This is a genomic window from Pseudomonas sp. CF161, from assembly GCF_000416215.1.
Classification (GTDB): Bacteria; Pseudomonadota; Gammaproteobacteria; order Pseudomonadales; family Pseudomonadaceae; genus Aquipseudomonas.
The window spans coordinates 151,675-164,490 of record NZ_ATLP01000125.1; the positions used below are offsets into that span (position 1 = coordinate 151,675).

Sequence of the window (12,816 nt, forward strand, 5' to 3'; positions counted from 1 at the left end):
GCGGCTTACAGGTCCGAAGCGGCGGACGCCAGTTTTGGCTGGCGATACAGGTCCAGCAGCACCTGGTCCAGCACCGACGAGGCGCCGAAAGGTTTCGGATCGTTGAGAATCGCCACCACCGCCCAGGTATTGCCGTTGCTGTCGCGGCTGTAGCCGGCGATGGCACGCACGGTGTTCAGGGTGCCGGTCTTGATGTGCGCTTCGCCGGACATGGCGGTGCGTTTCAGGCGCTTGCGCATGGTGCCGTCCATGCCGGCAATCGGCATCGAACTGATGAACTCGGCGGCGTACGGGCTTCTCCAGGCGGCTTGCAGCATGCCGGCCATTTCCCGTGCGCTGACCCGCTCGGCCCGGGACAGGCCGGAGCCGTTTTCCATCACCAGGTGCGGCGCGGTGATGCCTTTTTTCGCCAGCCACTGGCGCACCACGCGCTGCGCGGCCTTGGCATCGTCGCCATCGGCGTCGTTGCGGTACTGCGCGCCCAGGCTCAGGAACAGCTGCTGGGCCATGGTGTTGTTACTGTATTTATTGATGTCGCGGATGATCTCCGCCAGGTCTGGGGAGAAGGCTCGGGCCAGGACCTTGGCGTCTTTGGGCACCGCGGCCAGGCGGTCCTTGCCCTGGATGCTGCCGCCCAGTTCCTGCCAGATCGCCCGTACGGCGCCGGCGGTGTAGGTGGCATGGTCGAGCAGCGACAAGTAGGTCTGGGAGCTGCAGCCATCGCCCAACTGGCCGTTGACGGTGACCGTGACACTGCCGTCCGCCTGGGTCACCGGGTTGTAGCGCACGTCGCCGGTGCATTGCTTGCCGGGCGCGGCCTTGACCTGGTTGTCGATGCGGATCTTGGCGATCGGCGGTTCAACCGACACCAGCACCCTGCCCGAGTCGTTGCGCGCGACAAAACGCAGGGCCTTGAGGTTGACCATCAGCGAGTCGGGCTTGACCAGGAACGGCTTGTTTTCGTCATTGCCGTCGTCATTGAATTCCGGCAGTTGCGGTTGCACGAAGAAGTTGCGGTCCAGCACCAGGTCGCCGGTGACTTGCTGCACGCCGTTGGCCCGCAGGTCACGCATCAGCAGCCAGAGTTTCTCCATGTTCAGCTTCGGGTCGCCACCGCCCTTGAGGTACAGGTTGCCGTTGAGGATGCCGCCGCTGAGGGTGCCATCGGTGTAGAACTCGGTCTTCCACTGATGGTTGGGGCCGAGCATTTCCAGGGCGGCGTAGGTGGTGACCAGCTTCATGGTCGAGGCCGGATTGACCGAGACGTCGGCGTTGAAAACCGTCGGGGTGCCGGGGCCGTTGAGCGGGATCATCACCAGCGACAGGGCGTTGTCCTGCAGCTTGCTGGCTTTGAGGGCTTGTTGAACCTTGGGGGACAGGGTGGTGTTGACGGGAGCTGCGGAGACGGTGAAGGCCAGGGGCAAGATAAAACTGGCGAGAAGCAATGGACGCAAAGATTTGATCATCTGAAATAAAACCCTGCAGGCGAGGGGGGAAAAGAAGAGGGCATGAAGATAACTTCCCTCGGTGGTCATGAAAGTGTCGGCATTATGCCCCAAGGTATAGCGCCTTGTGCCGTGCGGCGGGCGGCTAATCCGCTATTTTTTTCCCAATGGCCTGCTCGCGCGTCTATAGAGTCAGGCAATCACTTGCTTAAACTGCTAAAGTGCCGCCCGTTATTACTTAAGAGGATTGTTCCATGGCTACTAACCGTTCCCAGCGTCTGCGCAAAAAGCTGTGCGTCGATGAATTTCAAGAGCTGGGTTTCGAACTGAACCTGGATTTCAAAGAAGATCTGGGTGAAGAGGCTATCGACGCTTTCCTCGAAGCCTTCCTGAAAGAAGCGATGGAAGCCAACGGCCTCGGCTACGTTGGTGGTGATGACTTCGGCCTGGTTTGCCTGAGCAAACGCGGTTCGGTCAGCGAAGAGCAACGTGCCAAGGTTGAAGCCTGGCTCAAGGCCCGCACCGAGCTGACCAGCGTTGAAGTCAGCCCGCTGTTGGACGTCTGGTACCCGGAAAAGCCAATCAATCCGGTAGCCTGATGTCATGAGTCGGCGGCCCGTCCGGGCCGCTGACTCGTTGCTGCCCCTGGGCAGCGTCTCGATTTCCCCACTGATCCTGTCAATGCCTCGGGCCTGTATCCCGGGATGTGCCGTGGGCGTTGATCAGGGCCATGGCGGCCCGCTTGGACCGCCGTGTGCGCCAGTGCCTCAGGCCTTGCGCCAGTTGAGGATCGCCAGGGTCAGGACCCCGGCGACGATTCCCCAGAAGGCCGAACCGATAGAGAACAGCGTCAGCCCCGAAGCCGTGACCATAAAGGTGATCAGCGCGGCTTCGCGTTCCTTGACCTCACTCATGGCGATGCTCAGGCCGTTGATGATCGAGCCGAACAGCGCCAGGGCGGCAATCGACAGCACCAGCTCCTTGGGCAGGGCGGCGAACAAGGCCGCGAGGGTGGCGCCGAAGACCCCGGCGATGCCGTAGAAAATCCCGCACCAGACCGCTGCGGTGTAGCGCTTGTTGCGGTCTTCGTGGGCGTGGGGGCCGGTGCAGATGGCAGCGCTGATGGCGGCCAGGTTGATGCCGTGGGAGCCGAATGGCGCCAGCAGCAATGAGGCGATGCCGGTGGCGGTAATCAGCGGCGAGGCCGGTACGTTGTAGCCGTCGGCGCGCAGGACGGCGATGCCCGGCATGTTCTGCGAGGTCATGGCCACCACGAACAGCGGGATGCCGATGCTGATGGTCGCCGCCAGGGAGAAGTGCGGGGTGGTCCAGACTGGGGTCGCCACTTCCAGGTGGAAGCCGCTGAAGTCCAGCAGGCCCATCAGGCCCGAGAGCAGGGTGCCGAGCAGCAGCGCCGCGAGCACGGCATAACGTGGCGACAGGCGCTTGACCACCAGGTAGGTGAAGAACATCCCCAGCACCAGGCCGGTCCGGTGCTGGGCGGCGACAAAGATCTCGCTGCCGATCTTGAACAGGATCCCCGCCAGCAACGCCGCCGCCAGGGACGCCGGAATGCGCTTGACCAGGCGCTCGAAGCTGCCGGTCAGTCCGCAGAGGGTCACCAGTACTGCGCAGGTGATGTAGGCGCCGATGGCCTCGCCGTAGGTCACCCCGGACAAGCTGGTGATCAGCAACGCCGCACCCGGGGTCGACCAGGCGATGGTGACGGGCGTGCGATAGCGCAACGACAGGCCAATGCTGCACACCGCCATGCCGATGGAGATGGCCCAGATCCACGAGGAAATCTGCCCGCTGCTCAGGCCGGCGGCCTGGCCGGCCTGGAACATCAGCACCAGGGAGCTGGTATAGCCGGTCATCATGGCGATGAAGCCGGCGACGATGGCCGAAGGCGAAGTGTCGGCCAGCGGGCGCAAGGGCGCGGTGGAGGCGTCGGACATGGGGGTGCAATTCCTTGTTCTTGATAAGAGCAGAAGCAGACAACGGGCCGTTGCAGCCAGGGTGCCGGAAGTACCAACAACACTGTTCCGGTACCCGAAGTTCAAGCCTAAACTTAAAAGTAACCGGACATTGCAATACAGCCGCGACCGTAAACAGCCGTACAGTCAGGCCCTGGCGGTCGGCTTTCAACTCTTATTGCGAATGATCCCCATGGGTTGTGTACAATGTGCCATTGTTTTAACGCGATACTTGCCAGCGACCCACTGTGCCGTATTACAGTCACCGTCAAATCGCCGCAGTCCTTCCGACCCGAGTGCCCATGAACGAACAGTTGCAACCCCTCAAGAAACAACCGCGAGCCGGCAAGGCCGGTCGCAGCGGAACCCAGGACGATATTGTCTACGCACATATCTTCGAGGCCATCCTCGAACAGCGCCTGGCGCCCGGTACCAAGTTGAGCGAAGAAGCGCTGGGGGAAATTTTCGGAGTCAGTCGGACCATTATTCGTCGCGCCTTATCGCGCCTGGCCCATGAGGGCGTGGTACTGCTGCGTCCCAACCGTGGCGCAGTGGTGGCGAGCCCCAGTGTCGAGGAAGCGCGGCAGGTGTTTCTTGCACGGCGCCTGGTGGAGCGGGCGATTACCGAGTTGGCGGTGGAGCATGCCACGGCCGAGCAGTTGGCCGAGCTGCGGCAGATGGTCAACGACGAGCGTGACAGCTTCTCGCGCGGTGATCGCGGCGCGGGTATTCGTCTTTCCGGCGAGTTCCACCTGAAGTTGGCGGAAGCGGCCAAAAATGCACCGCTCATCAGCTTCCAGCGCAGCCTGGTGTCCCAGACTTCGCTGATCATCGCCCAGTATGAAAGTGGCAACCGCTCCCACTGTTCCTACGATGAGCACACCCAGTTGATCGATGCCATCGAAGCCCGTGACGGCGAGTTGGCGGTGAACCTGATGATGCATCACATGGATCACATCGACAGCAAGCTCAACCTCGACGAAGAAAGCGCTTCGGACGATCTGCACGCAGTGTTCTCGCACCTGCTGCAAACCAAAAAGCCGGGTCGAGCTGCCGCCAAGCTCTGATTGACCTGAGATAAACATCCCCCGCCCGGGTTGACCGGGGCGGGGGATTTTTTTGGCCGGGTGAAAAGCGCTGTGCACGTTTTTGCCGCAGCGACGGCTGCGTGCAACGCCTTGTTTTAATTACCCTCAGTCGCGGATCTCAACGCTGCTGGCAAACTATTTGAAATGTTGTGATCAATTGTTTGTGCAATTTTGTAGCTGTTTGTATACAGTTTTTGCGTCGAGTCCCGATCAGGCAGTAGCGGCAGGGGCCAAGGTGCCGCGCCTCTATTTCCTGGTGGTTCAGGGCTCGATAGGCACTGCCCGGCAGCCGGCCGGGCCTGTATCAGGCACAGGACATAATAAAAATGAGAAAGGCACTTCAAGGCGCAACCCTGCTGATGAGCATCATTGGCGCCGGGGAAGCGGTGGCGGTGGAATGGATGAACAACAGCGTCGGGTTTCGTTACGGCAAAGAGTTCACCAACCCCAACAACCCGCACTACATCAGCAAGCGCATCTACAGCTTCACCCACGCCAGTGGCTACCAGTACGGCAGCAACTACCTGCACCTGGACGTGCTGCTTTCCGACAATGACGACCCACGCAAGGGCACTCGCGAAGGCAGCAGTGAAGTCTATGGCGTCTATCGCCACCAACTCTTCGCTTCACGGGTCTTCGACACGCCACTGGGCACTGGCGCGATCAAGGATTACGCGCTGACCCTGGGTTTTGATGCCAGCCGCAACAACAACCTGGGCTCGGCGAAAAAACGCGCCTTGGTGTTCGGCCCGACCCTGAAGTTCAACACCGTCGGCGTGCTTGACCTGAGCCTCTTGTACTACAAGGAAAACAACCATTCCGGGATCCCCGGGGCCAAGGATCCGGATCACACCTTTGATGACACCTACCTGCTGAACCTGGCCTGGATGCGCCCGTTCGAGGTGGGCAGCCACGGCGCCAAGTTCCAGGGTTTCATCAACTACACCGGGGAGAAGGGCCACGATTACAACTACCGCGACACCGCGCCGGAAACTCTGGTCCGCACGGCGCTGATGGTGGCGGTGCTGCCGGGTAAAAACGTCAAGCCCAACCTCTACCTGGGCGTGGGCTACGAGTACTGGCACAACAAGTTTGGTGTCGACGGCGGACGCGGAACCCGCACCTCGACCCCGACCCTGAATCTGGAAGTGACCTTCTGACCCGCTGCGCGCACAGGGCGCCCTGTGCATCTGAGCAGCCATGAAAAATCCCCCGCCCGGTTGATCCCGGACGGGGGATTTTGCCTTGGCCCCTAGCGCTGGTGGACCAGCTGGCCGGCGGCGTAGGTCTGGGACACGGTGCGGTCATCGCCCAGGGTCATCAGCACGAACAGGGTTTCGGCGATGCTCCTGGCCTGCGTCAGGCGATAGCTGAGCAGCGGTGTGGCGTGGTAGTCGAGCACCAGGAAGTCGGCATCGGTGCCCGGTTGCAAGGTGCCGATCCGCTCTTCCAGGCGCAACGCCCGGGCGCCGCCGAGGGTGGCCAGGTACAGCGACTTGAAAGGGCTCAGACGTGCGCCTTGCAGTTGCATGACCTTGTAGGCTTCGTTGAGGGTTTGCAGAAGCGAAAAGCTGGTGCCGCCACCGACGTCGGTGCCCAGGCCGACGTTGAGGTTGTGCTTTTCCGCCATCGGCAGGTTGAACAGGCCGCTGCCGAGGAAGAAGTTCGAGGTCGGGCAAAAGGCCACGGCCGAGCCGGTTTCAGCCAGGCGCGCGCATTCGTCGTCGCACAGGTGCACGCCGTGGGCGAACACCGAGCGCTCGCCGAGCAACTGGTAATGGTCGTACACGTCCAGGTAGCCCTTGCGCTCCGGAAACAGCTCCTTGACCCACTCGATCTCCTGCAGGTTTTCACTGATGTGGGTCTGCATGTAGAGGTCGGGGTACTCGGTGAGCAACTGGCCGGCCAGGGTCAGTTGTTCCGGGGTGCTGGTGGGGGCGAAGCGCGGGGTCACCGCATAGTGCAGGCGGCCCTTGCCGTGCCAGCGTTCGATCAGCGTCTTGCTTTCCTGGTAACCGGATTCGGCGGTGTCGGTCAGGTAGTCCGGGGCGTTGCGGTCCATCATCACTTTGCCGGCGATCATCCGCAGGTCGAGCTTGTGCGCCGCCTCAAAGAAAGCATTCACCGACTGCGGGTGCACGCTGCCGAATACCAGGGCCGTGGTGGTGCCGTTGCGCAGCAGTTCCTTGATGAAAATATCGGCGACTTCATCGGCGTGGGCCTGGTCGGCGAACTGGCTTTCGCAGGGGAAGGTGTAGGTGTTGAGCCAGTCCAGCAGCTGCTCGCCGTACGCACCGACCATGCCGGTTTGCGGCAGGTGGATGTGGGTGTCGATAAAACCCGGGGTGATCAGGGCATCCTGATAGTGGTTGATTTCGATATCGGCAGGCAGGTGGGCGAGCAGTTCGCTGGCGTGGCCCAGGGCGCTGATCTGGCCGTTTTCGACCACCAGCAGGCCGTCTTCGAAGTACTCGTACGAGGCTTCGATACCGACCACGGCGGGGTCGGCAATGCTGTGCAGGATGGCGGCCCGGTAGGCTTTGCGTGTCAGAGGCATGGAGATTCTCAATCAGTGGTTTTTCAGTTTGAAGCCTGGCTGCGGCGCGAAGCCGGCAGCAGTTTGGCAATGGGTTCGGCGCTGGCGCTGTGCTGGCCGAAATTGGCGTTATAGGTGGCGATGATTTCGCCGGCGATGGAGATGGCGATTTCCACCGGCAACTTGCCTTTGACCTCACCCAGGCCCATTGGGCAGCGCATGCGTTGCAGCACGCCGCTGTCGAAACCGCGGTCGCGCAGGCGGTGTTCGAACTTGACGCGTTTGGTCTTCGAACCGATCAGGCCGAAGTAGGCAAAGTCGTTGCGCTTGAGGATCGCGGCGGTCAGTTCCAGGTCGAGCTGGTGATTATGAGTCATGACAATGCAATAGCTGCCCACCGGTAGCTCGGCAATTTCATCGACGGGCTCTTCGCTGACGATTTTGCGCACGCCGTGGGGGATCTGTTGCGGGAACTCCTGCTCCCTTGAGTCGATCCAGCGCACCCGGCATGGCAGGCTCGCCAGCAGCGGCACCAGGGCGCGGCCGACGTGGCCGGCGCCGAATACCGCGATCTGCGCCTGCACCTGGCCCATGGGTTCGAACAGCAGCACGGTAACCCCGCCGCAGCACTGGCCAAGGCTGGCGCCGAGGCTGAAGCGCTCCAGGTGAGTGTTCTGCTGGCCGCGCAGGAGCATGTCCCGGGCGATCTGCATGGCTTTGTATTCCAGGTGGCCGCCGCCGATGGTGTCGAAGCTGTGCGCCGCGCTGATGACCATCTTCGAACCGGCATTGCGCGGCGTGGAGCCGAGCTCTTCGATGATGGTCACCAGCACGCAGGGTTCCCCCTGGTGCTGCAGGTCGGCGAGGGCGCTGATCCAGTTGTTCATGGTCACCTCAGAGCGAAGCCAGTTCGGTTTCGGGTTGCACCGCTTTTGCAGCGTTCAGCTGGCGCATCTGCTCGCAGCCCCACAACACCCGCTCCGGGGTCGCCGGGGCGTCGATCTTCGGCTGCTGGCGATAGTCGCCGAGGCTGGCCACGGCATCCTTGATCGCACACCAGGCGGCGATGCCCAGCATGAACGGCGGCTCGCCCACGGCCTTGGAATGGAACACCGTGTCTTCCGGGTTCTTGCGGTTTTCCACCAGCTTGACCCGCAGGTCCAGGGGCATGTCGGCCACGGCTGGGATCTTGTAGCTGGCAGGGCCATTGGTCATCAGTTTGCCCTTGGCGTTCCACACCAGCTCCTCCATGGTCAGCCAGCCCATGCCCTGGATAAACCCTCCCTCGACCTGGCCGATATCGATGGCCGGGTTCAGGGAGGCGCCGACGTCGTGCAGGATATCGGTGCGCAGCATTTTGTATTCGCCGGTCAGGGTGTCGACGATCACCTCGGCGCAGGCCGCGCCGAAGGCAAAGTAATAGAACGGCCGGCCGCGGGCCTGGCTGCGGTCGTAATAGATTTTCGGGGTCTTGTAGAAGCCCGTGCTCGACAGCGAGACCTGATTGAAATACGCCTGCTGGATCAGGGCTTCAAAGGTCAGGATGTGGTCGCGCACCCGCACGTGGCCATTGTGGAACTCCACGTCTTCTTCGCTGACCTTGTACTGCCGCGCGGCAAACTCCACCAGGCGCTGCTTGATGATCTCGGCCGCGTTCTGCGCCGCCTTGCCGTTCAGGTCGGCACCGCTGGAGGCAGCGGTCGGCGAGGTGTTGGGCACCTTGTCAGTGTTGGTCGCGGTGATCTGCACCCGGTCCATTTCCACCTGGAACACTTCTGCCACCACCTGCGCGACCTTGGTGTTCAGGCCCTGGCCCATTTCGGTGCCGCCGTGGTTCAGGTGAATGCTGCCGTCGGTGTAGATGTGGATCAGCGCGCCGGCCTGGTTGAGGAAGCTGGCGGTAAAGGAAATACCGAATTTGACCGGGGTCAGCGCCAGGCCTTTTTTCAGGATCGGGCTGTTGGCGTTGTAGCGGCGGATCGCTTCACGGCGCTCGGCATACTGGCTGCTGGCTTCCAGTTCGGCGGTCATTTCCTCGAGCATGTTGTGCTCGACGGTCTGGTAGTAGTGGGTGACGTTGCGCTCGGTCTTGCCGTAGTAGTTGGCCTTGCGCACCGCCAGCGGGTCCAGCGCCAGGTGGCGGGCGATGGCATCCATGACTTCTTCGATGGCGACCATGCCTTGCGGGCCGCCGAAGCCCCGGTAGGCGGTGTTGGACGCGGTGTTGGTCTTGCAGCGATGGCCGTTGATGGTGGCATCGCCCAGGTAGTACGAGTTGTCGGCATGGAACATGGCTCGGTCGACAATCGATGCCGAGAGGTCCGGCGAGCAGCCGCAGTTGCCCGCCAGTTCCAGCTGGATCCCGTGCAGCCGGCCGTTGCTGTCGAAGCCGACGTCGTACTCGATGTAGAACGGGTGACGCTTGCCGGTCATCAGCATGTCTTCGACCCGCGGCAGGCGCATCTTGGTCGGCTGGCCGGTGAGGTGCGCAATCACCGCGCACAGGCACGCCGGGCTGGCGGCCTGGGTTTCCTTGCCGCCAAAACCGCCGCCCATGCGCCGCATGTCGACCACGATCTTGTTCATCGACACGTCCAGCACTTCGGCCACCAGCTTCTGCACTTCGGTGGGGTTTTGCGTGGAGCAGTAGACGATCATGCCGCCGTCTTCGGTGGGCATCACCGAAGAAATCTGGGTCTCGAGGTAGAAGTGCTCCTGGCCGCCGATGTGCAGCGAACCCTGGATCCGGTGTTCGGCGGTCGCCAGCGCATGGGCCGAGTCGCCGCGCTGGTGGGTGTGGCTGTCGAGCACGAAGTGGCGCTTGCGCAGGGCCTCGACCACGTCCAGCACCGGCTCCAGGTCCTGGTATTCGATGATCGCGGCCATGGCGGCCTGGCGTGCGGTGTCCAGGTCCCTGGCGGCGACGGCCAGCACCGGCTGCCCGACGAACTGCACATCATCGATGGCCAGCAGCGGATCGCCCGGGAGCAACGGGCCGATGTCCTTGAGCCCGGGAATGTCCTGATGGGTGATGACAATGCGTACACCGGCAAAGGCGTAGCAGGGCGTGGTGTCGATGCTGAGGATTTTCGCGTGGGCGCGGTCCGAGAGCCGGGCGTACACGTGCAACTGGTTGGGAAACTCCAGCCGGTCGTCGATGTACTGCGCTTCGCCGGACACGTGCTTGTCGGCGCTGTCGTGCTTGACGCTGCGCCCGACGCCGGTGGTGAGGTCCTGCTGGAACAGGGCGGCGAGTTCGGCTTGGGTCTTCTCGACCTTGTGATGATTAGACATAAGCGGTCACCCGAGTCTCGATGTGCGGTGTTTGCAGCTCGATAAAGTATTTGCGCAGCAGGTTCTGGGCGCTGAGCAGGCGGTATTCCTTGCTCGCGCGAAAGTCCGAGAGCGGAGTGAAGTCTTCGGCCAGGGCGGCGCAGGCGCGTTCCACGGTGTGAGTGTTCCAGGGCGCGCCGCGCAGCACGGCTTCGCAGTGCTTGGCGCGCTTGGGGATGGCGGCCATACCGCCGAAGGCCACGCGGGCGTCGACCACCGTGCCGTTTTCCAGGCGCAGGTTGAAGGCGGCGCAGACTGCGGAAATATCATCATCCAGGCGCTTGGAGACCTTGTACGCGCGAAACAGCTGCTCGGCGCTGGCGCGGGGCACGATGATCTTCTCGATGAACTCGCTTTCCTGGCGCGCGGTCACCCGGTAATCGATGAAATAGTCTTCCAGGGCCAGGGTGCGGCGGGTGTTGCCTTTGCACAGCACGATCTGCGCACCGAGGGCGATCAGCAGCGGCGGCGAGTCACCAATGGGCGAGGCGTTGCCAATGTTGCCGCCCAGGGTGCCCTGGTTGCGGATCTGCAGGGATGCGAAGCGCTGCAGCAGTTCGCCGAAGTCCGGGTACTCGGCGTTCAGCGCCTCGTAGCAGTCGGTGAGGGCGGTGGCGGCGCCGATTTCCAGGCGGTCGTCGAAGTGTTCGATGCGCTTCATTTCTGCAACGTTGCCGACGTAGATCATCACTGGCAAGGTGCGGTGGAACTGGGTGACCTCCAGCGCCAGGTCGGTGCCACCGGCCAGCAACCGGGCCTGGGGGTAGGCGTCATAGAGGTCGGCCAGGTCGGCGACGGTCAGCGGCACCAGGCAGCGTTTGTCGCCACTGTTGAGTTCGCCGGTGTCACGGGGGGCAATGGCCTTGAGGCGGGCGATGGTGTCGCTTTCGCCAGCGTCGAACTGGTCCGGCTGCTCGCCGTCGCAGGCTTGCGCGGCAGCGGCCAGGATCGGTCGATAGCCGGTGCAGCGGCACAGGTTGCCGGCCAGGGCTTCGTGGGCCTTGTGCGCGTCTGGCTGGTCGCTGTTCTTTTGCAGGGCGAACAGCGACATGACAAAGCCCGGGGTGCAGAAGCCGCATTGCGAGCCATGGCACTCGACCATGGCCTTCTGCACGCTGTGCAACTGGCCTTGATGCTTGAGGTCTTCGACGCTGATCAATTGTTTGCCATGCAGCGACGAGACAAAGGTCAGGCACGAGTTGAGGCTGCGATAGCGGATTCGCTCGACGCCTGTGGCGTCCGTCTGCAATTCGCCGACCACCACCGTGCAGGCGCCGCAGTCGCCACTGGCGCAGCCTTCTTTGGTGCCGGGTTTGCCCAAGTGTTCGCGCAGGTAATTGAGCACGGTCAGGTTCGGGTCCAGGACGTGCTCACTGCACAGCTTCTGGTTAAGTAAAAACTGGATCACGGAAGGCCTCGCAGACTCATTATTGTTGTTAATCGCTGTGGGCCGAATTTAGTCAGATCTGACTTTTCGGTCAATGAATTTCTGACCTATGGGTCAGGAATTTTTGGCGATCAACAATTCAAGTATGGCCAAGATCCCCGAGGCCGCCTTGCAAGGCCGTCAGCGCTGCTCAAAGGCGCGCTGTGCGTGCGCTTGCCATCGATCCTTGGCAGTGGCTCGCGGCATCGGGCAATCGCCCCGATCGGGGTGGCTTGAATGAGTAAATGTGCTTATTTCATGCCAATTGTGCTGTTTGGGCACTCCGCCATGACGTGTCAATTGCGCTACACTGCGCCGCCTGTACTGATCGAAGATTTTTGAAGGAAAACCATGACGTTCAAGGCGCCGGACAGCCTCGCCGAGCAAATTGCTCACCACCTCGCCGAACGTATCATTCGCGGCGATCTCAAGCCTGGGGAGCGCATTCAGGAGCAGAAGGTCACGCTGGCACTCAATGTCAGTCGCGGTTCGGTCCGCGAAGCCTTGCTGATCCTCGAACGTCGCCACCTGATCGCGATCCTGCCGCGACGTGGGGCCCATGTCACCGAACTCACCGCGCACAAGGTGCAGAGCCTGTGCACCCTGATGAGCGAGCTGTACATCCTGCTCGGCAACTCGGTGGCCAGCGGCTGGAAGGTTCAGGTCGACATGGCGCCGTTTCTGCAGATCCAGCAGCGCCTGATCGCCGCCTACGAGCGCCAGGACATCCGCTCCTTCGTTGAAGACAGCTTCAATGTGATGCGCGCGGCCTATCCCTTTGCCAACAACCCATACCTGCAGGAAACCGTCGAGAACCTGCAGCCGGCCATGAGCCGTGCCTACTTCCTGGCGCTGGAGCAGCGCAAGGCGGAGATGAGCGAGTTCCTGGCGTTGTTCGAGCAGTTGCTGGCGGCGGTGATGGCCCGTGACCTGCCGCAAATCCGCCTGGTGCTGACGGCCTACGCCCAGCGCAGTTGCGACCTGGTGGTTTCTGCGTTGACGGTCGCCTAAA

The 12,816-nt window shown here is 62.3% G+C and carries 10 protein-coding genes; 4 read left to right on the forward strand and 6 right to left on the reverse strand.

The genetic code is table 11. The features are described from left to right. Positions 1-5 precede the first annotated feature (5 nt). Complete coding sequence (dacB, locus tag CF161_RS29865; RefSeq protein WP_020300367.1) at positions 6-1,466, reverse strand: D-alanyl-D-alanine carboxypeptidase/D-alanyl-D-alanine-endopeptidase; 1,461 nt, start codon at positions 1,464-1,466, stop codon at positions 6-8. Positions 1,467-1,699: 233 nt separating this feature from the next. Between dacB and CF161_RS29870 the strand changes: the two genes are divergently transcribed. After that, the gene (locus CF161_RS29870) at positions 1,700-2,044 is read left to right on the forward strand and encodes a YggL family protein (protein WP_020300368.1); all 345 of its coding nucleotides are present in this window, start codon (positions 1,700-1,702) and stop codon (positions 2,042-2,044) included. Positions 2,045-2,212: 168 nt separating this feature from the next. Here the strand turns inward: CF161_RS29870 and CF161_RS29875 are convergent, their stop codons facing one another. Continuing rightward, positions 2,213-3,403 (reverse strand): benzoate/H(+) symporter BenE family transporter, encoded by a 1,191-nt coding sequence (locus CF161_RS29875; RefSeq protein ID WP_020300369.1) that lies wholly within the window; start codon positions 3,401-3,403, stop codon positions 2,213-2,215. Positions 3,404-3,723: 320 nt separating this feature from the next. Here CF161_RS29875 and CF161_RS29880 point away from each other — a divergent pair, with 320 nt between their 5' ends. Together CF161_RS29880 and CF161_RS29885 are read left to right on the forward strand one after the other, a co-directional pair. After that, positions 3,724-4,488 carry a GntR family transcriptional regulator gene (locus CF161_RS29880; RefSeq protein ID WP_020300370.1) on the forward strand — a complete coding sequence of 255 codons (765 nt, stop codon included), beginning with the start codon at positions 3,724-3,726 and terminating at the stop codon, positions 4,486-4,488. A gap of 347 nt (positions 4,489-4,835) precedes the next feature. Beyond that, entirely contained in the window at positions 4,836-5,669 is an 834-nt protein-coding gene (locus CF161_RS29885; protein ID WP_020300371.1) for a hypothetical protein, read from the forward strand. Positions 5,670-5,761: 92 nt separating this feature from the next. Here the strand turns inward: CF161_RS29885 and guaD are convergent, their stop codons facing one another. From guaD to xdhA, 4 genes are read right to left on the reverse strand one after another with little or no spacing between them, the layout of a single operon-like run. Continuing rightward, on the reverse strand, positions 5,762-7,066 hold the full coding sequence (gene guaD / locus CF161_RS29890) for a guanine deaminase (RefSeq protein WP_020300372.1): 1,305 nt from the start codon (positions 7,064-7,066) through the stop codon (positions 5,762-5,764). A gap of 23 nt (positions 7,067-7,089) precedes the next feature. Then, the gene (gene xdhC / locus CF161_RS29895; protein WP_020300373.1) at positions 7,090-7,932 is read right to left on the reverse strand and encodes a xanthine dehydrogenase accessory protein XdhC; all 843 of its coding nucleotides are present in this window, start codon (positions 7,930-7,932) and stop codon (positions 7,090-7,092) included. Positions 7,933-7,939: 7 nt separating this feature from the next. After that, entirely contained in the window at positions 7,940-10,339 is a 2,400-nt protein-coding gene (gene xdhB, locus CF161_RS29900) for a xanthine dehydrogenase molybdopterin binding subunit (RefSeq protein WP_020300374.1), read from the reverse strand. Further along, entirely contained in the window at positions 10,332-11,786 is a 1,455-nt protein-coding gene (gene xdhA / locus CF161_RS29905) for a xanthine dehydrogenase small subunit (protein WP_020300375.1), read from the reverse strand. Before xdhA ends, xdhB begins: the two co-directional genes overlap by 8 nt. A 369-nt stretch (positions 11,787-12,155) precedes the next feature. Between xdhA and CF161_RS29910 the strand changes: the two genes are divergently transcribed. Then, complete coding sequence (locus CF161_RS29910) at positions 12,156-12,815, forward strand: GntR family transcriptional regulator (protein WP_020300376.1); 660 nt, start codon at positions 12,156-12,158, stop codon at positions 12,813-12,815. Position 12,816 lies beyond the last annotated feature (1 nt).

Coding starts and splice junctions, on each gene's coding strand:
- CF161_RS29885 (WP_020300371.1), top strand. CDS start 4,836: ATGAGAAAGGCACTTCAAGGCGCAACCCTGCTGATGAGCATCATTGGC.
- CF161_RS29910 (WP_020300376.1), top strand. CDS start 12,156: ATGACGTTCAAGGCGCCGGACAGCCTCGCCGAGCAAATTGCTCACCAC.
- xdhC (WP_020300373.1), bottom strand. CDS start 7,932: ATGAACAACTGGATCAGCGCCCTCGCCGACCTGCAGCACCAGGGGGAA.
- guaD (WP_020300372.1), bottom strand. CDS start 7,066: ATGCCTCTGACACGCAAAGCCTACCGGGCCGCCATCCTGCACAGCATT.
- dacB (WP_020300367.1), bottom strand. CDS start 1,466: ATGATCAAATCTTTGCGTCCATTGCTTCTCGCCAGTTTTATCTTGCCC.
- CF161_RS29870 (WP_020300368.1), top strand. CDS start 1,700: ATGGCTACTAACCGTTCCCAGCGTCTGCGCAAAAAGCTGTGCGTCGAT.
- xdhB (WP_020300374.1), bottom strand. CDS start 10,339: ATGTCTAATCATCACAAGGTCGAGAAGACCCAAGCCGAACTCGCCGCC.
- CF161_RS29875 (WP_020300369.1), bottom strand. CDS start 3,403: ATGTCCGACGCCTCCACCGCGCCCTTGCGCCCGCTGGCCGACACTTCG.
- CF161_RS29880 (WP_020300370.1), top strand. CDS start 3,724: ATGAACGAACAGTTGCAACCCCTCAAGAAACAACCGCGAGCCGGCAAG.